The 21,192-nt window shown below is 61.8% G+C and carries 18 protein-coding genes and 2 pseudogenes; 10 read left to right on the top strand and 10 right to left on the bottom strand.

All coding sequences use genetic code 11. The features are described from left to right. Positions 1 to 196: 196 nt before the first annotated feature. Positions 197 to 1,294: an ROK family transcriptional regulator gene (locus PPZ50_RS08430; protein WP_272815826.1), complete on the bottom strand. Its 1,098-nt coding sequence runs from the start codon at positions 1,292 to 1,294 to the stop codon at positions 197 to 199. A 450-nt stretch (positions 1,295 to 1,744) separates the two neighbouring features. Here PPZ50_RS08430 and tnpA (PPZ50_RS08425) point away from each other — a divergent pair, with 450 nt between their 5' ends. The 3 genes and pseudogenes from tnpA (PPZ50_RS08425) to tnpC (PPZ50_RS08415) all read left to right on the top strand — a co-directional run bounded on the left by tnpA (PPZ50_RS08425) (position 1,745) and on the right by tnpC (PPZ50_RS08415) (position 4,059). Next, the gene (tnpA, locus tag PPZ50_RS08425) at positions 1,745 to 2,101 is read left to right on the top strand and encodes an IS66-like element accessory protein TnpA (protein WP_272815668.1); all 357 of its coding nucleotides are present in this window, start codon (positions 1,745 to 1,747) and stop codon (positions 2,099 to 2,101) included. A 50-nt stretch (positions 2,102 to 2,151) separates the two neighbouring features. Then, positions 2,152 to 2,445 carry an IS66 family insertion sequence element accessory protein TnpB gene (gene tnpB / locus PPZ50_RS08420; RefSeq protein ID WP_119184635.1) on the top strand — a complete coding sequence of 98 codons (294 nt, stop codon included), beginning with the start codon at positions 2,152 to 2,154 and terminating at the stop codon, positions 2,443 to 2,445. A 55-nt stretch (positions 2,446 to 2,500) separates the two neighbouring features. After that, a pseudogene (gene tnpC, locus PPZ50_RS08415) lies at positions 2,501 to 4,059 on the top strand (IS66 family transposase). A 120-nt stretch (positions 4,060 to 4,179) separates the two neighbouring features. Here the strand turns inward: tnpC (PPZ50_RS08415) and PPZ50_RS08410 are convergent. From PPZ50_RS08410 to PPZ50_RS08385, 6 genes are all read right to left on the bottom strand, one after another. Beyond that, positions 4,180 to 4,551, bottom strand: coding sequence for a very short patch repair endonuclease (locus tag PPZ50_RS08410; RefSeq protein ID WP_272815830.1), 372 nt, complete (start codon positions 4,549 to 4,551; stop codon positions 4,180 to 4,182). A 64-nt stretch (positions 4,552 to 4,615) separates the two neighbouring features. Continuing rightward, complete coding sequence (locus tag PPZ50_RS08405) at positions 4,616 to 5,608, bottom strand: HNH endonuclease (protein ID WP_272815825.1); 993 nt, start codon at positions 5,606 to 5,608, stop codon at positions 4,616 to 4,618. 5 nt (positions 5,609 to 5,613) lie between these two features. Beyond that, positions 5,614 to 6,678, bottom strand: coding sequence for a DNA cytosine methyltransferase (locus tag PPZ50_RS08400; RefSeq protein WP_272815824.1), 1,065 nt, complete (start codon positions 6,676 to 6,678; stop codon positions 5,614 to 5,616). Positions 6,679 to 6,843: 165 nt separating this feature from the next. Then, on the bottom strand, positions 6,844 to 9,723 hold the full coding sequence (locus PPZ50_RS08395; RefSeq protein WP_272815823.1) for a Z1 domain-containing protein: 2,880 nt from the start codon (positions 9,721 to 9,723) through the stop codon (positions 6,844 to 6,846). Continuing rightward, entirely contained in the window at positions 9,723 to 10,733 is a 1,011-nt protein-coding gene (locus tag PPZ50_RS08390; protein WP_272815822.1) for a PD-(D/E)XK motif protein, read from the bottom strand. Before PPZ50_RS08390 ends, PPZ50_RS08395 begins: the two co-directional genes overlap by 1 nt. After that, positions 10,726 to 12,237, bottom strand: coding sequence for an ATP-binding protein (locus PPZ50_RS08385; RefSeq protein WP_272815821.1), 1,512 nt, complete (start codon positions 12,235 to 12,237; stop codon positions 10,726 to 10,728). The genes PPZ50_RS08390 and PPZ50_RS08385 overlap by 8 nt, the downstream gene beginning before the upstream one ends. Before the next feature lie 112 nt (positions 12,238 to 12,349). Here PPZ50_RS08385 and PPZ50_RS08380 point away from each other — a divergent pair, with 112 nt between their 5' ends. From PPZ50_RS08380 to tnpC (PPZ50_RS08365), 4 genes are all read left to right on the top strand, one after another. After that, positions 12,350 to 13,075, top strand: a complete 726-nt coding sequence (locus PPZ50_RS08380) for a hypothetical protein (RefSeq protein ID WP_272815820.1) — start codon at positions 12,350 to 12,352, stop codon at positions 13,073 to 13,075. A 585-nt stretch (positions 13,076 to 13,660) separates the two neighbouring features. Then, on the top strand, positions 13,661 to 14,017 hold the full coding sequence (tnpA, locus tag PPZ50_RS08375; protein ID WP_272815668.1) for an IS66-like element accessory protein TnpA: 357 nt from the start codon (positions 13,661 to 13,663) through the stop codon (positions 14,015 to 14,017). 50 nt (positions 14,018 to 14,067) lie between these two features. Then, positions 14,068 to 14,361, top strand: coding sequence for an IS66 family insertion sequence element accessory protein TnpB (tnpB, locus tag PPZ50_RS08370; protein WP_119184635.1), 294 nt, complete (start codon positions 14,068 to 14,070; stop codon positions 14,359 to 14,361). Positions 14,362 to 14,416: 55 nt separating this feature from the next. After that, positions 14,417 to 15,976 (top strand): IS66 family transposase, encoded by a 1,560-nt coding sequence (gene tnpC / locus PPZ50_RS08365; RefSeq protein ID WP_272815669.1) that lies wholly within the window; start codon positions 14,417 to 14,419, stop codon positions 15,974 to 15,976. A 507-nt stretch (positions 15,977 to 16,483) separates the two neighbouring features. Here tnpC (PPZ50_RS08365) and PPZ50_RS08360 read toward each other — a convergent pair. Continuing rightward, a complete protein-coding gene (locus tag PPZ50_RS08360; RefSeq protein ID WP_272815819.1) occupies positions 16,484 to 17,455 on the bottom strand; it encodes a lactate/malate family dehydrogenase in 972 nt (323 codons plus the stop codon). Positions 17,456 to 17,756: 301 nt separating this feature from the next. Here PPZ50_RS08360 and PPZ50_RS08355 point away from each other — a divergent pair, with 301 nt between their 5' ends. Continuing rightward, positions 17,757 to 18,197 (top strand): hypothetical protein, encoded by a 441-nt coding sequence (locus tag PPZ50_RS08355; protein WP_272815818.1) that lies wholly within the window; start codon positions 17,757 to 17,759, stop codon positions 18,195 to 18,197. A gap of 562 nt (positions 18,198 to 18,759) precedes the next feature. Here the strand turns inward: PPZ50_RS08355 and PPZ50_RS08350 are convergent. Beyond that, positions 18,760 to 19,380, bottom strand: coding sequence for a recombinase family protein (locus PPZ50_RS08350; protein ID WP_272815817.1), 621 nt, complete (start codon positions 19,378 to 19,380; stop codon positions 18,760 to 18,762). Between the two features lie 233 nt (positions 19,381 to 19,613). Here PPZ50_RS08350 and PPZ50_RS08345 point away from each other — a divergent pair, with 233 nt between their 5' ends. Together PPZ50_RS08345 and PPZ50_RS08340 are read left to right on the top strand one after the other, a co-directional pair. Next, entirely contained in the window at positions 19,614 to 19,904 is a 291-nt protein-coding gene (locus PPZ50_RS08345; RefSeq protein ID WP_272815816.1) for an AbrB/MazE/SpoVT family DNA-binding domain-containing protein, read from the top strand. Further along, a complete protein-coding gene (locus tag PPZ50_RS08340) occupies positions 19,904 to 20,290 on the top strand; it encodes a type II toxin-antitoxin system VapC family toxin (RefSeq protein ID WP_272815815.1) in 387 nt (128 codons plus the stop codon). Before PPZ50_RS08345 ends, PPZ50_RS08340 begins: the two co-directional genes overlap by 1 nt. 127 nt (positions 20,291 to 20,417) lie before the next feature. Here the strand turns inward: PPZ50_RS08340 and PPZ50_RS08335 are convergent. Then, positions 20,418 to 21,046, bottom strand: a pseudogene (locus tag PPZ50_RS08335) (IS3 family transposase); the annotation flags it as partial. Between the last annotated feature and the right edge of the window lie 146 nt (positions 21,047 to 21,192).

Raw genomic sequence — 21,192 nt, 5'->3', positions numbered from 1 at the left:
GTTGGCAGCGGCATATCCACACCCAAAGTGTAGAATATATGACATTTCCACACATTTGGTGTGATAAAGAAAAACTCTATTTTAATATAATGAAATCAAACAATATTTTATATAGAGATGAAGGCCTACCATTGTTTGGCGCGGGCGCTCCTTAGCATTGCGAGCCGAATCAAGCCGCAGTATTGAAGCAGTGATGTCAAAAAAATACAGCTTGGAACGGGAGCATCGCTGCCCCGACAGCGACTGGATCGCACGGGGATGCGGCGAACCGAAGCGATGGAGATGGACGGCGAAAGCCTCGCCGTTCTGCGGGATAGAAGTGCAACCGCTCGATCAACGCGCTGGCCAACACTTCTGGTAGTCGTCCGCCAAGGATAATCATGCCCGGGTCCACCGCAGACCCGATGCCGTTGACGATCAGGGTGAGCGAGCGTTCCGCTTCCTGGAGCCAGGTCGAGACCCCAGCCCATGATGGATCGAAAGCGTCCAGAAACGCCTGCAAGGTCGGATAGGATATTCCCGCCTCGGCCTTGACGATCTGCATCAATTTGCCCAGCGATGGGGAGACATAATCGGGCGGCAGCATGCCACCGAATTCACCGGCGTTGCCGCTGACGCCGCGAACCGCTCCCCCATTGCGGATCAGACCTCCGCCGAAGCCGGCAGCAAAGTGCAAATAGGCAAAGTCATCGACTTCACGACCACAGCCGAGCAAGGATTCTCCCACTGCGGCGGCCGTACCATCATTTTCCACCCACACAGGGATACCGAGCGCATCCTTGAACACGCGGCCTATTTCGACGAATGCCCAATCATCCAGGGCGGGCGGATTGACCTGACTGCCGTCAACGACGAAATAGCCCGTAATCCCGATTCCCAACCCGGCCAGCGCAGTCAGCGCATGCCCTTGTTCAGCCAAACTGGCAATGAAGCTGCTGGCCATTTCCAGCACATCGCAAGGACTTGGAGACTCAACGCCGATCGCGCTCTCGCAGATCACCTCACCGCACAGGTTTATGGCGACCAGCTTCACACCATCCGCCATGATCGACAAGCCAAGCGAGAATGCGGCATCCGGATTGAGGTTGATGATCGGGCTGGGCTGGCCCCGACCGTTGCGGACAATCTCGCCGATCCTGATGAGGTCGCGTTTTGCAAGGCGGTCGATGATACGCGACACTGATTGTTGCGTGAAGGATGATGCTTTCGTCAATTCAGCGCGTGTTGCACCTATATGACGTTGAATGAGGCTCATTACCAATCGGTCACCGGATGTTTCCAGACCCTGCATCATATCTCCGGTTTCGTCCCGCATTCCGTCCCGTGCCCTTTGCATATTACGTTAATCGATGCCAAATGATTGTCGGACGCTGCAAAGGCCGATCGTCCGGCCCTCGTACCAACACCATCATTCAGAAGAGCTAATTGCCAGAGCTGCTGGTCGGGGCCAACTGGAATGACCTGTTCCGGCGTAAGCTGACCTTCCTGCATCGGCATCCGAACGGCAAGAGTTGGTCGCAAGCTGTCGCGCCTGCCCCCCTTCCGGCCTGTCAGAAGCCGCCGCCAACGGCAGCCCCAGAAGCACCGGCCGAGAGACATAATCGGTAAGCGTGGCCTGAGGGCCGCCTTGCCCGTTTGGCCGTAGCCGGGATGCTTATCGTCTTTGACGAGGGCGCGGGCGGTGCGGGAAGTTTTCGGTTCTGAGACTGGTCGTACGAGCGCTCGTACAACTGGTCGTGTGGAGGTGGTCGGCCGGGTATCGGGCCGACGGAGCTGGTCGGACGCGGAGAAGCTGGAGATCCTGGCCGAGGCGTTCCGGCCGGGCGTGCGGGTCCGTGATGTCATCGCCCGGCGCGAGGTGTCGAGCAGCCTGATCTATACGTGGCGCAAGCAGGCGCGGCTGGGCAAGCTGGGCAGGGTCGCGCCTGCGCTGCCGGCATTCGCCGAGGTGCGCGTGGCCGATGTCGCCGCACCTGCGCCGCAGCCGGCGACATCCGCGTCTGGCCTCATCTGCATCGAATTTCCGGGTGGCGTCCGAGTGAGCGTGGACGGGTCGGTGGACGCCGGCGCGCTGGCGCGAGTGTTGTCGGTGCTGCGTTGAGCCCCACGCCGTTGCCGACGCGGGTGTTCCTGGCGTGTGGCGTCACCGACATGCGCAAAGGGTTCGATGGCCTGGCGGTACTGGTGCAGCAGGTGCTGGCCCAGAACCCGCACTCGGGCGCGTTGTTCGCGTTCCGGGGCAAGCGGGGTCATCTGGTCAAGCTGCTGTGGTTCGATGGGCAAGGCCTGTGCCTGTTCTCCAAGCGGCTCGACCGGGGTCGGTTCGTCTGGCCGGTGACCGCGACGGGCACGGTGACGCTGACGCCGGCACAATTGTCGATGCTGCTGGAGGGCATCGACTGGCGTCGCCCAGAGCGGACGTTCACGCCGACGCTGGCGGGGTGAAAACGGCGGTTTTGCGACGCTTTTTCTCGCCCGTCGATGCGTGATCTGTTATGAAATGCGGGTGCTGGAAGCGCCTGTTTCCCCTGCTGATGCCACCGCGCGGATCGCCGCGCTGGAGGCATCGCTCGCCCGGGCGAATGCCGCGCTCGCCGCCCGCGATCTGCTCATCGACACGTTGCGCGGGCAGATCGCCCGACTGCGGCGGATGCAGTTCGGTGCCTCCTCCGAGAAGTTGGGCCGCGAGATCGAACAGCTCGAGCTGGCGCTGGAAGAGCTGGAAACGGAGCGGGATGTTTCCGAAGTCGAGACTGCGGCGCCTGGAGTAGCGCCGCGCCTGGCACCGGTCCGCAGTCTGCCGGAGCATCTGCCGCGCGAGGAGGTCGTCCACGAGCCGGCGTCCGGTATCTGCACCTGCCCGGACTGCGGTGGTGCGCTGCGCCGGCTGGGCGTGGACGCGCACGAGATGCTCGACATCGTGCCGGTGCGCTGGCGGGTCGTGCGCAACGTCCGCCCCAAATACAGCTGCCGGTCTTGCGAGAAGATCGTCCAGGCACCCGCGCCGGTCAGCGCTGTGGCGCGGGGCAAGGCGACCTTCGCGACGCTGGCGCACGTCGTCGTCTCCAAGTTCGACCACCATCTGCCGTTGTACCGCCAGGCCGAGATGATGGCCGCGCAGGGGCTCGAGATCGACCGCTCGACGCTCGCGGGCTGGGCCGGGCAAGCTGCAGCACTGCTCGACCCGGTGGTCAGCCGTATCCGTGACGAGGTGCTCAAGGCCGACAAGATCCACGCCGACGACACGCCGGTGCCGGTGCTCGAACCCGGCCGTGGCAAGACCGCGACCGGGCGGCTGTGGGTGTACGCCGCCGACGACCAGGCGTCCGGCAGCACGACACCGCCCGCAACATGGTATCGCTTCACGCCCGACCGCACCGCGGCGCACCCGCAGGCGCATCTCGCCGGCTTTCGCGGCTTTCTCCAGGCCGATGCCTATGCGGGCTATGACGCCCTGTACCGCGGTGGCGTCACAGAGGTGGCATGCTGGGCACACTTCCGGCGCAAGGTGTTCGACCTGCACGAGCGCCTCTCCACGCCGCTGACCACCGATATCCTAGAGCGCATCGGCGCGCTCTATGCCGTCGAGGCGGAGGTGCGTGGTCAGCCGCCGGATGTACGCCGTCGAGCGCGACAGGAACGAAGCCAGTCGCTGGTCGACGCCTTGCGCGAGGTGCTCGACGCTGCCCTTCGCCGCCTGTCGCCCAAGTCCGACATGGCCAAAGCCATCGCCTATGGCACCAAACGCTGGCGGCGCTGTGCCGCTTCCTGGGTGACGGGCGTCTGGAGATCGACAACAACATCGCGGAGCGGGCCCTGCGCGGCGTCGCCGTGGGAAGGCGCAACTGGCTGTTCGCGGGTTCGCGCGCAGGCGGCGAGCGAGCCGCCGCCATCTACACCGTCATCCAGACCTGCAAGGCCAACGGCGTCGACCCGCAGGCCTATATCGCCGATGTCATCGCCAGGGTCGCCGGCGACTGGCCCGCCACCCGCTGGGACGAGCTGATGCCGTGGAACTGGGTGCCCCAGACAGATCAGCCAACAGCCCAAGCCGCATAAACTGCGGTCCTCACGCCACGCTTACCATAATCGCGCAACAGGGTGGTTCGCACAATGTTCGACGCAACATCCAGGGCCCGCTCCCGACATGGGTGCGCAAACACGGCGGTCGGGGCAATATCAGCCGCCAAACACCTTCAGAAGGCGTGATTGCAATGTCTCCCGGTTGCGGGTTTCGCATTCCCAAATCACTGCGACATTCCAACCCGCCGCGACCAGGCGTTCGGCTTGCGACCTATCGCGTTCAACGGTACGAGCGAACTTGGTCTGCCAGAAATCTTGCCTTGTCTGAGGCACCGTGGAACGGGCGCATCCGACGTGCCGGTGCCAGTAACATCCGTGAACAAAGACAACTGTCCGGTATCGCGATAGGACGATGTCAGGGCTTCCTGGTAAATCGCGGCGGTGCAGTCTGAATCGGTATCCCATGGCATGGAGGGTCTGTCGTACGACCAGCTCGGGCCGGGTGTTCTTACCCCTTATTTTGGCCATGTTGGCGCTTCGCGCTGCGGGGCTGAGATGATCCATGGCGATCAACGATATAGGGCGCAGCCCATCAATGCTCCACCGCCCGCCATCTGCCGTCAATATTTTCCAGTCGACCGGCATGAACCCGATCATGATCAACATTGCAGAGCGTAGTCAGATTGTCCGCTTCGTTGCTGCCTTTTTTGGCATGCTCAATCAGGTGATGCGGCTCGAGTCTTTTCCGTGGATCATCGGGTCGGGCCTGTTTGCGGGTCCACCCGCACGCCGTGCAGGCGTATCCGTCACGTTCCAAGACCTGAATGCGCACCTCGTCCTTAACACGCCGATCATGAGGCGGTGCCTGGCGGTCCTCGTCTAAGACATAGGTTCCTATCGCGAGATCAGGACGCCCCTGCATGCTGGTAAATACGGGCCAGCCGTCTACGGTCCGCAACTCGCGCGTACGACGCGGCCAGTCACTCGCGTTTCCGGCAAGGTAGCGAAGCTCTTCCGAAGTCACCGGCTGCCCCACATTCTCGCGCAGATAGCGCAGGATCCGCTCCTTGACGCTTACGCGCTTCAGTTTTCTGATCGAGTTCAGCAGGTGCCATCGGTCGGCAGCCTCGCGATCGCGCTCGGTGCTCATGAGAACGTAGTGATCGGTCCGAAGCGTCGCCGGATCGACGTTCAGCGCGGTCGCAAGTTCTTTGGCGACGTAGGGAGCATCGGCCGCCATTTCCTTGAACGTCACTCCGCTGAAGATGGCCCAACCGCGTTGGACTCTTAGCTCGCGAACCCGACGAGCCCAGTCTCCGATCCCTGAAATTAAAAGGAGCTCGTCGCCTTCGATGACCGTCAGCGGATAGCGCTGGAGATATTTAAGGATCCGGTCGCGCCCGGAGAGGTCCGCATCCTCCGGCAACAAGGCTTTGCCGACGGCACGTAGCTCATGAAGAACAGGTAGCAGGCTCCGAACCCGCTCACGAAGATCCGCGCTTTCCGGGCGGCTTACAAGGTCGTCGACCAACGATTTGAGACGCTCAGCGCCCGTACGGTCCGGGAGCTCGTCGGCATCGAGCATTCAGATCAAGCGCTTTTGGCCATTGGTGCGAGCATATCCGAAACTAGGCGTCCAAGCGCCCCCGCGAACGGAGGGGGCACTGCATTGCCGATCTGGCGAGCAACCTCGACCTTGCTGCCGCAAAACTTGAAGTCGTCCGGAAAGCCCATCAACCGCGCCGCTTCACGGTGTGTTATCGGACGATGCTGATCAGGGTGCAGATAGCGGCCCTTTTCCGGTTTGTAGAACTCGGTGCGGATCGTGACCGAGGGCCTGTCCCACCAGAGCCTGCCGAATAGATCCGTGCCGCCCGATGTCTTCCTGATCCAGCATGCGGGCGTGATTTCGGGCGCTTTGCGCTGCAGATCGAAGCGATTACCGCCCGGCGGCACGGTCTTGTATCGCTTGAGGCTGACGGCTGTCGGATTGCGCTTGATGTGCAGGTCGAGCGGCGCGGACCCTTCGATCTCAGTTGCGATCGGGACAGGCAGATCGGCTATAACGTCCCGAACTGTACGCCAGCGCGGAAGATTGCTGTTGGTGCCGGGCTCTGCATGCGTTTTCAGCGGGGGAAATTCCGGTGCCCAGCCGCCGGGCTTCCAGCCGATAACAATTGTGCGCTTGCGCGTCTGGGGCGCACCGTAATCTGCCGTATTGAGAATTTCCGCACTCGTGCGGAAGCCCTCCTTCGCCGCGCGCTCACGAATCTCAACAAGCTCCGGAGAACGGAGCAGCTCTGTCACATTCTCCATAATGAAGATGCGCGCGCCCGATCGCACGACGACGTCGAGATAGGGCTCCCACAGCGCACGCCGCGCATCGCCGTCGCGCTTCTTGTTCAGTAGGCTAAAGCCTTGGCAAGGCGGCCCTCCGATGACGACGTCTGCCGCGGGGATATGGGCCCCGTGAAGCCATTGCTCGATGTTGCCGCAAACTGCCTCACCGAGAAAATTCGCTTTGTGCGTAGCAATCGCAGCTGCGTCGTTGTCGACGGCGAGCACAGGCTCGAAATCGCCGCAAAAACGCTTGTCCGAGAAGCCGAGCGACATGCCGCCGGCACCACAGAACAGATCGATCAGTTTCCAGCCCATGGGCCACCCTATAATTGGTTTGAAACGGATCCGAACCTCAAAAATTCGATGTCGAACGTCACGGCCGCCTTACTCTTGGCAACATTGCCCGGCCGGACTCGCTTAAGCAATGGCCAAGATCGACCGAGTGAGCGGGATGCCAGCCGAGTTGAGTCGGAGGCAGCATTAAGCCACTGTGATAACGGCGTCCTCAGGCTTGTCCGGCATGCGAACCGTGAAGCCGAGTGGCGATTGGATGTGGTTCTCCGGAAACAGCAGGGTAAAACCGACAGTGAATGGCGGTTTGGCTGGCTTTGGATTTTTGGCGGCCGCCTTTTCGTCGGTGATCGGATAGTAAATCATGACGCCGCGATGCGCCGCGCGCAGCGCCTTGAGCTCATCATTCGCGCGCGGCAACACCTTCTGGCAGCAGATGTGCTCCGCGAACTGACGATGGACCGGATCGTTATAGGTGTGGAAGCGGTGCGGCACCTCATGACGAGACCGGTAGACGACATCGAAGTCCGTGCCGATGATTGAATTCAGCCCGCGCGGATTCTTGATCTGCGGGCTGAGGAGCAACCAGTCCTCGATCTCATGATTGCCCGCTTTCCCCTGGAGGAATTCCAGTTGCAGCTGGAGCGGGTTTCCATTGCTTGCCTCTCGGGTGCGTGGATCGAACCACCGATAGGAGTGCAGGAAATCCACCAGCTTCTTAGTTGTGAAGGTCGCGGTATGGGCTCGCAACGTCCGGAGTGATCCGCGCGCTTCCGCTTGGAGCGACCTAAGATCGATCGACGTTCCCTTGAGTAGGGCAGCCAACAACTCGTTGTTGCGTTTGATCAGATCCTCGTCATGAGGCGCAAAGGTGGATTCGGCCAATTGTCCGCCGAAATTGCGGAATTGGATAACTGCGTTGCGCATCTTGTTCGCGGCCGTCGGACGCAACATGTGCTGGGGCACAAGTGGTGGGATTTTTGCCGGGGTCATCCTCGGCTCCTCCATCGAAGCGTAGCGCTCCAGATCCTTACGGAACAACTCCTCGTCGCGGCAGACGCCGCCGAAGGCCTCGTAAAGATCGATCGTCGCCGAGCCCTTGGCGGACTTCTTCTCTTTCGTCCCAATAAACAGACGCACGAGATCCTTGTATCCACGTCGAAAGCCGAACCAGCGCCCCATCTGCATCAGCGTGTCGCCTGCACCTGCGCGGCGACGGTAATAGCTGACCGTCAGTCCCTCGACCGTGTAGCCGCGCGAAAGCTTGGTGCCCCCAACCAGAACTTTCCAGACCGACTGTTTGTCGAAGTCCGGCGTCTGCTCCTTGGTCTCGTTGTTCACCACCAGGACGGCATCCTCGGACTCGCCGATCCGTTGGAGACAGTCACCGAGATGCGGCAACAAATCCTCGAACGATGCGGGGAGTTTCTGATCGTCGCCGCGTCGTTCGTAGACCGGCTTGAAGTCGTCTTCGAACAAAGCAGCCAAGCGCTCGAGCCCTTTGCCGCCATCATAACCCGCCGCTGCGTAGGTCTTGCGTACATCGCCCGCAAGCACCTTCTGATCCGCTACAAGCTGGGTGACGTGCACCAGCATCGTGTGATGTCGAAACTTCAGCTTCGGGTTCTGCTCAGAGCGCCAAAGTTTGATCGCGCCCGCCAGGACGAAGCTGTCGATCGCCGCACGCAAATTCTTCGGACTGCTGTCCTCACCGATCACTTCGCGAACAAAATCTCTCTTGTTCGGCTTCTCGTCCTCGTTACCTTCATCGAAATCGTAGAAGTCGGACACGCCCATATAGCCAATCGGCCGGGGCAGCGCGATCAGGAAGTCCTTGGGAAAAATGTCGCCTTCGCTCGCCGGGTCCACAAACACATTGGCGAACGGCGTTGCGGTGTAGCCGATATATTGCGACCTCGGTAGTAGGCGCAGCAAATCAACGATCGCCTGATTGGTCGCGTTGCGCTCTTCTTGAAGTGCGCCGGGCGTCTGCTTCTTGGTGTTGATGCTTGCCTGATCGGACTCGTCGTCGATGATCAGAACCGGAACCTGATCCAGCGGTGCACCGAGTTTCTGCCGCCCTAACGCTGTCAGGTCGGTCAGCAGGCGCTGAACCACCTTGCTATTCTTTTTGAGCACCGCAATCCTGGCGGGCGCGCGATAGAGGTTGTCCGGATGATTGAATGGCAGCGCCGCATTCTGCGGTTCAAATTTGAGCGCAGCCACGCCGAGAGCAAGCCGCTGATAGTCCCCTTCGGGTCCGGTCAATCTCGCCAAGTCAAACGCACCGAGTTCACTCGGCTTCGCTCCGTGCGTCAAAAACTCATCCCAGTCGGGGTCGTTGACATATTCACGGTCGAGCAACTCGCGCCCGACAAGCTCCTTGTCGATTCGACGCTGGGTTTGGGACCGCAGCACATCCAACATGCCGCCGAGCACGATGATCAGGCGGTAGCCGGCGTCTGCGGCTTTCGCGATTACGCCGGTGAAGTTGGCGGTCTTTCCGCTCTGGACATAGCCGATGACCAGTCCTTTTGACTGGTACGCGGTTTCGGCAGCTGGGTCGGCGAGGCGCTCGACAACGCTGCTGGTGCTGTCCTCGAGTTGAAGCACGCTGTCTTCCGCCCAGCCCTGCTTAAGCAGCTGCTCGGAATAGCGCTCCCAATAATAGTCGCGACCGGCGCGGATTTCAGGCGTGTACCATCGCTCATGGTCGGTCGCGATCACCGTCGGACGAGCAAGCGCCTGGAAGGGCAATCGTTCGTTGCAAAGCGCAATCCAGCCCTCATCGAGCCCAAGCCTGTCATAGATGAGCGTGCGGCGATCCGCCGAATTAATCTGCGTTTTTCCGCCCCAGTCGGCCACTTCGTTGTCCCACTTCGCAAGCTTGCGCCGCAGAATGCCCAGCGTGTCATCGCCCGGTCCGGCATCTCGAAGCGCTTCAAGCAAAGCGTCAGGCGTAAAAGCTTCATCGCCAGCTGCATCCTCGGCCGCATAGTCGAGCGCGCGGACAAGCTTCTTCGGGCCTACAGTCATTCCGGCTAGCGCGGCGTTGAGAATTTCGAACATCACGGGGCTCCAGTCTCGGAAGGTACAGCGGGTATGACCGCCAGAAAGGCCTCGGTCCCGTCAGCGACCCCGAAGCCGTCGACGTCGATAGCGTACGAGACTTGGCTGATCCGCCCGGTGGCAAAACGTCCATCTATCTGCGCAAGCGCGTCGACCGTGAGGCGAGGTACACCATCGGTTACCGCGATCAGCACTGCTGCGTCCCGAAGCCTGCGGCGGCGTACGTAAAGCGGCGCATCAACAGGGTCATAGCCGAGCGTCGCGAGACTGGCTCGAAAACGGGTGAGAGCAGCGTGCGAGGATGCAAGCCTCGCTTCGATCGATGCGACGGCCTCTGAAAGCGTACGACCGCCCGCGCCTGCAATGGCGAGCTTCAAGGACAGCAAGTACAAGGCGCAGTCCAAACTCGGCTCGAGTTGCCCGAGGCCGTTGATCGTGTGGACACGCTTCGCGCCGGAGGTCGTTTTTACTTCGAACTCAATCGTGCCGAGGCGAAAGTCGTGAGGCTGGCGCAGCGGCCCGACCCATGCATCCAATGCGTCGACGCCTTGGACCGCGATCAGCCGCTCCAACAACCAAAGCTCGCCGAAAAGGCCCGCTTGGGTCTCCTCCGACATGAGTGACGGTCGACTGATGAGCGCTTCCCATCGGTCCACAGCGTTGGCCAGCGCTGCGTCGGGATCCAAGCCGTCCTCGACCACGGCCGCGACGATTTCCGAAACTAGGCGGTAGAAGTTCCCAAACAGGTGCCGCGCATCGGTCCAGATTTCGGTGTGACGGCGATCCGGGCCCACAACCTCGTCGACATGAATCTCGGCAAACGGAAATACCTGGCCTTTAGGGCGCAACCCCGCTTGCTCAAAGCGAGCACCGATTCGCTCGGCACCCGGGTCGATGAACAGTGCGACCGTCGGCATCTGCCGCACCACAAAGAGGTAAGGAATGCCGGTTTCGATATAATCGCGCTCAAACGCTGCCCAATCCGGCAGCAGGGTCGGCGTATCAGTCATCACGGTCTTTCAGGCGGATTTTGATGACCTCAAACAGCAATGCGTTGGTGAGATTGATATGCTCACGCAGCTTGCGCGATGAACGATGCCGCGCAAAATCGTCTTTGTAGAGCTGGAACAGCAGCAACTTTACGAGCGGAGCATCCGCAGCCGATGCCGAGGCGCCGTCTAAAATCTCGTGGCGATACTCACGATTCAGCACGATGTTCATGTCGGTGAGGTCGATATCAAAGACCTGCCCATCGTCCAGCTTCTCCCAGGCGAAGCCGACTTCCTCGGCCTCCTCATCGCCCGCGATCCGCTTATGCGCCGCGCGGCGAACCCGCATGGCGATACCAGCACCGGGGACCGCAGGCGCGGTAACCGGCCCACGCTCCGATCGTCGGGACGCTCGATAAGCAGCTCGCGCGGCTTCGAGATAATCTTCCAAAACGATGTCACCGTCTGAGGCCGCAAGCAGCGCCTGCGCCTGCGAAGCGGTCACCTGCAGCGCAGATTTCTGGACATTGACGTCGATGCCCACAGGCGGAAGTTCAACGGCGACTCGCGCGAGCAGCAGCTCTGAATCCTGGTCTCCCTTGACCACCCCGTTCCAGCCACCGGTCTGGATCAGGCGGTTGTTGCGATAGAAGTAAAAGCCTTGAAATTCGACACCTTTGCGGCTGCCCAGCAAGAACCCGTCCGCAGCCGAGCCCGCCGGCCAGATATGCGTCTCAAGCGCCAGCGAGCCGAGGCCCGGGAGCTCGCAGTCGAGCGTTTTGGGCCAGCCTGAGGCGCCGGGATTAGGATAACGAAAGGGACTGTGCGGTCTTACCGGGCGCGGCAGCGCAAGGGCCCGGCGTTCATGGCGCACAACAATGGCAATCGACAGCGCACCGCTTTCGAGGAAGCGGTGGAAGGTCAAGCCCAGATGCGCTTCCAGTCGAGGCATCGCGGTGCTCAGAAACTCATCGAGCGCATCGGCGTGTTGAGCGACCACCAGGCGATCGAGCCGCTCCCAAATCACCAAGGTTCCCGAAGCGGGCGATTTGCCCCTGAGGCACAGATCATCGAACACCGTGCCCGACTGCACCGGATCGAGCACGTCACAGCGCCAGTCATTATCGATGGCCTCGACCGACCATCGGCTCGCAACGACATTGCCGCTTTGCCGGCTGATCACGGTCATAGTTTTGGATTGGCTGAAAGATGCAGATTTGAGTCCCATGCCGTAGGTACCGAGGTCGCCGGAGTCATGTTCGGTCCGGCCGGCGAACTGCATGCCGGTTCGAAGTGCTGCCATATCCATGCCGCGACCGTCGTCGGCGATGGTGACAGCGGTGATCTCGTGATCATTGCGAAAGAATGTGATTTCAACGCGGGTAGCCTGTGCATCGATTGAGTTATCGATGATGTCCGCGATAGCCGCGGGCAGCTCATAGCCGATGCGCGACAGCGCACGGATTGTGCCCTTGCCTTCCGGTCGCAACAGCATGTGATCTACCGTCGCCAACGGCTCCAGCATCTTCCCCCCTTCGCCCGACTTGCGATGACCGATCAATCGCTATAGCCCTGCCGCATCCGGCACAACCCGATCGAGCTTCTCAAGGTCGATCAATTTTTCAAATGGGGATTGAGTGGCTCGTCGTTCGCAAACAGGCAACCCGGAAGAACTGCGCCTTAAGTTGGTTGAACTTCTCCAAGATCTGCCTGAGCGACTTCGTACCGGTACGGTGGGAGAGCAGGTCTCCAGCCTGGTCGAAGCCAATCTCCATCTTCGCGCATTGGGTGCCTCGATCGGCGCGTCTCTGGCACCGGAAGAAGCAGGATCGGGTCGCGCTCGGCTCCTAGCCTATCTACGCCATCAGGTTGGCCATATCGTACACACCGACGAGCTCATGATCGTCGCCGGCATTGGCGACTATCCTCGCCGTATTCGAGAGCTTCGCGCCGATCACGGATGGCCGATCATTTCCGGTTTGGCGGTTCGCGACATGCGTGCAGATGCCGCCGCGACGGAGAAGCGCAGCCGCGGTGCTGAGCAGGCCACCAAAATGGTGGCTGAGGAGTACCTGCTGATCGAAAATACGTGCGACCAAGACGCGATCGGCCGGTGGGAGCAAGCCGTCGCAATCCGAGATCAGTCGCCAGATGTGAAGTCGGCAGTGCTCACCTACCTTAAGCGGGCGCTGGGTAAGCGTGTAACGGCGGAAGAGCTGCGTTATGTGGCGGGCAACAGCAGTACATGGCCTGCGGCGGTTCGTGCGCTCCGCGCGGAAGGTTGGGCGATTGCGTCAAAGGGTGCCGGTTCGACTGACTTACCTTGGGGTCTCTACGTTTTAAAGTCCGCAAAGTGCGACTAACTCAATCTATGAAAGCCCATCTCCTTTGGGTGTAAAGCACTTGGATCCGAGGGAGATCGGAATCATGCCAGGCCCGATCTAGGACTTTTCGCGACTGTCAAATTCGGGCTCCCGCAGGGACATGCTAGGCGAAGGCACATCGCGCGACGGCGCGCGATCGCTCGCTACGCTGCGAGACCGAGCCCCCCGGTCTTGGCTTGGCGGTTTCGATCGCTGGCGCGGTCTTCGCCTTGACCATTGCATGCGGTTGCGGTGGTTGCCTTGCCCGCTCCCACCAACGGCTGCGAGAGCCAAACATGAACGAACGAGCATAAAGCCCTCAGTCTGCTCCAAAGCAGACGGGCCGCTCCCCACCACTTCCAGACATTAGACAGGCGGAGAAACCCTTCGCCGCGAGCGCGCGAACGCCGGGCCTGCGGCCTGCGTTACGTATAATACCTGGCGCGTAAGCGTGGCCTGAGGGCCGCCTTGCCCGTTTGGCCGTAGCCGGGATGCTTATCGTCTTTGACGAGGGCGCGGGCGGTGCGGGAAGTTTTCGGTTCTGAGACTGGTCGTACGAGCGCTCGTACAACTGGTCGTGTGGAGGTGGTCGGCCGGGTATCGGGCCGACGGAGCTGGTCGGACGCGGAGAAGCTGGAGATCCTGGCCGAGGCGTTCCGGCCGGGCGTGCGGGTCCGTGATGTCATCGCCCGGCGCGAGGTGTCGAGCAGCCTGATCTATACGTGGCGCAAGCAGGCGCGGCTGGGCAAGCTGGGCAGGGTCGCGCCTGCGCTGCCGGCATTCGCCGAGGTGCGCGTGGCCGATGTCGCCGCACCTGCGCCGCAGCCGGCGACATCCGCGTCTGGCCTCATCTGCATCGAATTTCCGGGTGGCGTCCGAGTGAGCGTGGACGGGTCGGTGGACGCCGGCGCGCTGGCGCGAGTGTTGTCGGTGCTGCGTTGAGCCCCACGCCGTTGCCGACGCGGGTGTTCCTGGCGTGTGGCGTCACCGACATGCGCAAAGGGTTCGATGGCCTGGCGGTACTGGTGCAGCAGGTGCTGGCCCAGAACCCGCACTCGGGCGCGTTGTTCGCGTTCCGGGGCAAGCGGGGTCATCTGGTCAAGCTGCTGTGGTTCGATGGGCAAGGCCTGTGCCTGTTCTCCAAGCGGCTCGACCGGGGTCGGTTCGTCTGGCCGGTGACCGCGACGGGCACGGTGACGCTGACGCCGGCACAATTGTCGATGCTGCTGGAGGGCATCGACTGGCGTCGCCCAGAGCGGACGTTCACGCCGACGCTGGCGGGGTGAAAACGGCGGTTTTGCGACGCTTTTTCTCGCCCGTCGATGCGTGATCTGTTATGAAATGCGGGTGCTGGAAGCGCCTGTTTCCCCTGCTGATGCCACCGCGCGGATCGCCGCGCTGGAGGCATCGCTCGCCCGGGCGAATGCCGCGCTCGCCGCCCGCGATCTGCTCATCGACACGTTGCGCGGGCAGATCGCCCGACTGCGGCGGATGCAGTTCGGTGCCTCCTCCGAGAAGTTGGGCCGCGAGATCGAACAGCTCGAGCTGGCGCTGGAAGAGCTGGAAACGGAGCGGGATGTTTCCGAAGTCGAGACTGCGGCGCCTGGAGTAGCGCCGCGCCTGGCACCGGTCCGCAGTCTGCCGGAGCATCTGCCGCGCGAGGAGGTCGTCCACGAGCCGGCGTCCGGTATCTGCACCTGCCCGGACTGCGGTGGTGCGCTGCGCCGGCTGGGCGTGGACGCGCACGAGATGCTCGACATCGTGCCGGTGCGCTGGCGGGTCGTGCGCAACGTCCGCCCCAAATACAGCTGCCGGTCTTGCGAGAAGATCGTCCAGGCACCCGCGCCGGTCAGCGCTGTGGCGCGGGGCAAGGCGACCTTCGCGACGCTGGCGCACGTCGTCGTCTCCAAGTTCGACCACCATCTGCCGTTGTACCGCCAGGCCGAGATGATGGCCGCGCAGGGGCTCGAGATCGACCGCTCGACGCTCGCGGGCTGGGCCGGGCAAGCTGCAGCACTGCTCGACCCGGTGGTCAGCCGTATCCGTGACGAGGTGCTCAAGGCCGACAAGATCCACGCCGACGACACGCCGGTGCCGGTGCTCGAACCCGGCCGTGGCAAGACCGCGACCGGGCGGCTGTGGGTGTACGCCGCCGACGACCAGGCGTCCGGCAGCACGACACCGCCCGCAACATGGTATCGCTTCACGCCCGACCGCACCGCGGCGCACCCGCAGGCGCATCTCGCCGGCTTTCGCGGCTTTCTCCAGGCCGATGCCTATGCGGGCTATGACGCCCTGTACCGCGGTGGCGTCACAGAGGTGGCATGCTGGGCACACTTCCGGCGCAAGGTGTTCGACCTGCACGAGCGCCTCTCCACGCCGCTGACCACCGATATCCTAGAGCGCATCGGCGCGCTCTATGCCGTCGAGGCGGAGGTGCGTGGTCAGCCGCCGGATGTACGCCGTCGAGCGCGACAGGAACGAAGCCAGTCGCTGGTCGACGCCTTGCGCGAGGTGCTCGACGCTGCCCTTCGCCGCCTGTCGCCCAAGTCCGACATGGCCAAAGCCATCGCCTATGGCACCAAACGCTGGCCGGCGCTGTGCCGCTTCCTGGGTGACGGGCGTCTGGAGATCGACAACAACATCGCGGAGCGGGCCCTGCGCGGCGTCGCCGTGGGAAGGCGCAACTGGCTGTTCGCGGGTTCGCGCGCAGGCGGCGAGCGAGCCGCCGCCATCTACACCGTCATCCAGACCTGCAAGGCCAACGGCGTCGACCCGCAGGCCTATATCGCCGATGTCATCGCCAGGGTCGCCGGCGACTGGCCCGCCACCCGCTGGGACGAGCTGATGCCGTGGAACTGGGTGCCCCAGACAGATCAGCCAACAGCCCAAGCCGCATAAACTGCGGTCCTCACGCCACGCTTACCCTGGCGCCCTGCACTCGATACCCGGTACCGGCCTGCCCCAGGGCGCAGCGCTTCCGTCGCAGTTGTTCCTAAATGCTAACCGTCATTGGCCACCGGACGGGCAACTGGACGATCGTCATCTCGTGAAGTGGTCGCCCCGCTTCCCCGATCAGTAATAGCGACTGGCTTCTCAAACGAGGCAAGCCTCTCCTTGCGTGAGCGGTGGGGAAACCCGGACTTCACCAGTAGTGCGCCGTATGCCTCGGCAAGTGCTTCATGCGCCATGCGGGCGGGTACTGAACTCGCGATCAGTGCATTATGGAGGGAAACCTGTTCCCGTCGCAGAATGTAATTAATGTCCATTATCCGCGTCCTAACTGGAGCGGGAGCTTTCATCTTGCTCTCGGTCGCGCGATGCTCGGAAAAGAAAGCGCGATTTTCGCTTGTATCACGTGGCGGGCCCTAACCATAGCGTTCTAGAACCATGCCGTACGTAGACAGGTCAGCGGGTTTCGTGGTCCAGCGCGTCTAAGGCCTTGGTCAGTTTCTTGGCCGACTCGACCAGCGCGTCTTCTTCATGCGCCCAGAGGGGCGGACACAGAACGCGTTCGATTCCTCCCGCGCCGAGAATGCAGGGCACGCTGGTGCAGAGTTCGCTCTGATCGAAATGCCGATCAACCGACGTGCTCACAGGTAGCACGCATCGTTCGTTCCGGACGACCGCTTCGCAGATACGTACGATGGCTGTGGCAACGCCGAAGGACGTAAAGCCCTTCCCAGAGACGATACGATACCCAGCTTGTCGGACGTTCTCGCCGATCGCCGCCAAGTCTAGAGGCGCGACGGGATCGAGGAAATCCCTAAGCGGCGTTCCGCCGATGCGGACGGTTGAGAAAACCGGGACTTCGCTATCGCCGTGTTCGCCCAGCACGTAGCCCTCGATCGCCCCAGCCGAAACCTCAAGGGCCGCCGACAACGCCTGCTTGAGCCGCCCTGAGTCGAGAAGGGTTCCGGTCCCAATCACCTTGCTCTTCGGTAGCCCGGCGTGTCGGATGGCAAGCGTCGTCATCAGGTCGACTGGGTTGGACGCAATGACGAGGACGCCTGCGAACCCCGCCGCGGCCAAGCGCCGTACGCAGTCGATGACTATGGTAGCGCTGGCGGAAGCCAAAGACAGTCTGCTCTCGCTGCCATGCGACGCCGCGCCGGCCGTCAAAACTGCAATGTCGGCGGCTGCGGCATCCGCGTATGAGCCGGCCCAAATCTTTGCAGGGCGCGCAAGCGCGTTTGCATCGGTAAGATCAGCTGCTTCGGCTTGCGCAAGTGCTTCGTTGCTGTCGATCAAGACGATCTCGCGGAACAACGCCCTGAGCATGGTGGCATAAGCTGCCGTCGCGCCGACGTGGCCAGCCCCGATAAACGCGATCCTGTCACACGACGATAACATTTCGACTCTCCCGTGAAGCGGGAGCACCTGCGTCTCTCAGCCCCCGCGAAGCTGCGACCGCGTGCGGAAGTGTCCTGGTTATAACCTAGCGCGTCGAAAGAATCTAACTCCTCCGGCAACGCTCGACCGCAACGCATCAGCGAATGAGGGACGGCGGAGAAACCCTCCGCCATACGCCCGAAAATGCGGGGCCTTCGAGCCGCACGGTACTCGCATTCTCGCGATTGATACCCACGGCAGCTATCGCCCAAAACCGTTCGTCGCAGAAACGATTCGTATCGACTCATAGGATTTGGCAGTTGATGGGTAGTCCGGCAGCCTCGGAAGCATGGAACAGCAGATTATTCATGCCTGCGGCCACGAGCAGGCTCATGTCATCTATGGCTTCGACTCTCAGGTCGCGCGGAAGGCACGCTGGCTGCGGACAACCAAGTGCAGGGCCTGTTTCGTCGCAGACAAGAAAGCCGAACAGACCGATGCCGCAGAGCGTGACAGCGCGACGATAGCTCATCTCGACCTGCCGCCGCTTACCGGGAGCGAGCGGCAGGTCAACTGGGCTGAAACTATTCGCATCAGTCGCTTGGCCGCGCTGGTGGCGACCCCTCACACAGGTGCCCGGGCCGACTGCGACTTGTGCCTGCGCATCTACGACGCGAAGTGGTGGATCGATCACCGGGACCTGCCGAACGCAGATCTCGTGGTTCAGGCGACCAGCCACCTGCAAATTGCTGGCATGCCAACAAATGGGCAGCAGTCTGAAGCGGCATGATCAGGGCCCCAGCGCGTACCTACTCTATAGCACGAACCTGCCGGCATAACACCTGAACTCCAACGCAGCGCGCTGCTCAGCTCAGACCTGAAAGTAAAGTAGCCGTGGATCATCGAGCATGCTGGCTGGCGTCGGAGTAATCCAATCGGCACCATGTTCGGGATAAGGGCCGTAGAACAGGTCGCCCAGTGCCCGTCGGAAATGAGCGTTCATCCACCGGCGTCGCCGATGCTCGGGGGCATCATGGATCATGTGGCATCGTTGGCAAAGCGCAGCCAGCTTTTCAAAGCGACTGTCGCTTGGATCGTGATGGAGATGGGCGCACGCCAGAACTACCGATGTCCACTTGCCCACGTGAAGAATATCGTTGGTCGGTCGGCGAACCCGCCTGCCCTGCCCGTTCCGCCAATACCGGCGTTCCGCGTCCCACCACCGTCCGTCACCCATGTGGAAGACGCGCTTCAGATGTCCCCGACCACAATGCTCGCAGCAGCCTTTGGCACGGACAAACCGAACGAAGTCGGAGATATGCTGCCAATCGATCGGGTATAGAAAAACATGCTCAGGACGGATCGGCATCGGTAGAAGCGCTATGCAGTAGTGTGGATTCCGATGGCAAGGTACCGTTTGGTGCGAGAGACGCCGCAGGCAGGAAGCGATAGACGGTCCCTCGTGAGATCCCCAGTTCGCGGGCGATGTGCGCCGGGCGCATCCCCTGCTCTGCGCGGCGACGCACCGCCTCCGGGTCGATACGAGGTTTGCCACCTTTATAAACGCCGCGCGCCTTTGCAGCCGCGATCCCCTCCGCCTGCCGTTCCTTACGCAGGTTCGTCTCGAACTCGGCAAAGACCCCCAGCATATCAAGAAACGCTTTACCGGCGGCGGTGCGGGTATCGATCGGCTGTTCTGTTGCCTTCAGGGCTACCCCCCTGCCCTTCAACTCGTGGACGATGTCCTGAAGGTCCTTCATCGACCGTGCGAGACGGTCGATCCGCGTTACGACAAGCGTGTCACCTTCGCGCAGGAAATCGAGCAAGACTTGCAACTCGGTTCGGGCTTCGCGCCCGGACCCGGACTTTTTCTCCGACCGGATCGTCTGACATCCAGCTGCGCGTAAAGCGGCTTCCTGGATGCCGAGATCCTGATCCGTCGTAGAAACACGGGCATATCCAAAAAGCGCCATCGAACCCTCATTTTGTTCGAACAGCTTCTAGACCCAACGGCGCGCCTGTTCAATATCTCTGCAACCCACCCTGATTAGACGCGGCCATCGCTTCATACCAGATGTCCGATACGGGTATACCCACATTGACATATGCACGATGACACCCCGGAAGCCGCTTCCCAGAGCCTAGTTGTGTCACATTCTCTCTTCTGGCATGTTCTAGATCGATACCGACTGGAAGGAGTGCAGAGGTGGCATCACAATCCATAGATATCAGCGTTGCCGGTAATGGCCGCATGGTTCTTCCGGCATCGGTACGAAAAGCGATGGGTCTGCATGGCGCTACGAAGATCATTCTGACTCTCGAGGATGATCAGGTGCGGCTGTCCCCCATTGGTCATGGCGTATCACGCGCGCAGGCACTCTATCGAGCACATGCCAAACATGCCCGCACGACCGACGACTTCCTGGAAGATCGGAAGGCGGAAGCTGCCTCTGATCACGGCGAGGACACGTCCGCTGCATCGGATCGAGACGCATAATGGCATCCATCGTTCTCGACGCATCCGCAGTGTTGGCGTTGGTCCGAGATGAACCCGGTGCCGACAAGGTCGCCCCCCACATCGGGCGCGCAACGATATCGGCGGTCAACCTCCAGGAGGTGATCAAGGAGCTGCTGCTCAGTGGCCTCGACGAGCCAACCACCCGCGAATTGCTCGAAGAGCTTCGACTAGACGTTCGCGCCCACGATACCGAAGCGGCCTATGCCGCCGCGGCTCTCCATGCCCAGACGCGCCAATATGGTCGTGGACTGGGTGACCGATCATGTCTCGCGCTCGCTGTGCAGCTTGGGGTACCTGCCCTCACTGCCGATCGTGAGTGGAAAAAGGTGAAGGTGAAAAACCTGAAGCTTGAGCATATCCGGTAAGCCAAGCTGCGACGATCTCACTGCCTAACGCGGACTTCGTGCTTTCGACGACAGGAGGTTCGCTTAGCTATGGGAGAAGAGCACTGATTGAACCGCCCCGGGTTTGCCGGAGGCCGTGGGTTGTGAGTTACGCTGCCATATCCAGGTTCTCCGCGGCAGCATAATATTGCTCTTCGGCTTCGGCAGGCGGGATGTTGCCGATGGGCTCCAGCAGCCGGCGATGATTGAACCAGTCGACCCATTCGAGCGTGGCGTATTCGACGGCTTCAAAGCTGCGCCACGGCCCACGCCTGTGGATCACCTCGGCTTTGTAGACGCCATTGATCGTCTCGGCCAAAGCGTTGTCGTAGCTGTCGCCGACGCTGCCAACCGATGGCTCGATCCCGGCTTCGGCGAGGCGCTCGGTGTACTTGATGGACACGTATTGCGACCCCCGGTCGCTGTGATGGATGAGACCGCCCCGATGGGCCGGCCGGCGATCGTGGAGGGCCTGCTCCAGGGCATCGAGGACGAAGCTGGCATGCGCCGTTCTGCTCGCCCGCCGCCCCACGATCCGCCTGGCGTAGGTGTCTATGACGAAGGCGACGTAGACGAAGCCCGCTTAAGGCTCGCGACGTAGGTGAAATCCGACACCCACAGCATGTTCGGCGCTGGCGCGTAGAACCTGCGGTTGACGTGATCCAGCGGGCACGGCGCTGCCTTGTCACTCATCGTCGTGCGAACCGGCTTGCCCCGGATCACGCCCTGTAGACCCATATCGTGTCAATCGGCGTCCAAAAAGGACCCCCTATCGGCGTCCAAAAGGGACCCCCTTCGTCGAGCAGCGTTACGGGTATGACGGGTGCACCGTTCGCGCTGGTTGCGGCGTAGGGCGGGCGTAGCCCGACCGGAGGCGCAACCAG

This window comes from Sphingomonas hankookensis (assembly GCF_028551275.1).
Classification (GTDB): domain Bacteria; phylum Pseudomonadota; class Alphaproteobacteria; order Sphingomonadales; family Sphingomonadaceae; genus Sphingomonas; species Sphingomonas hankookensis_A.
This window is presented reverse-complemented; position numbering and strand designations above follow the sequence as displayed.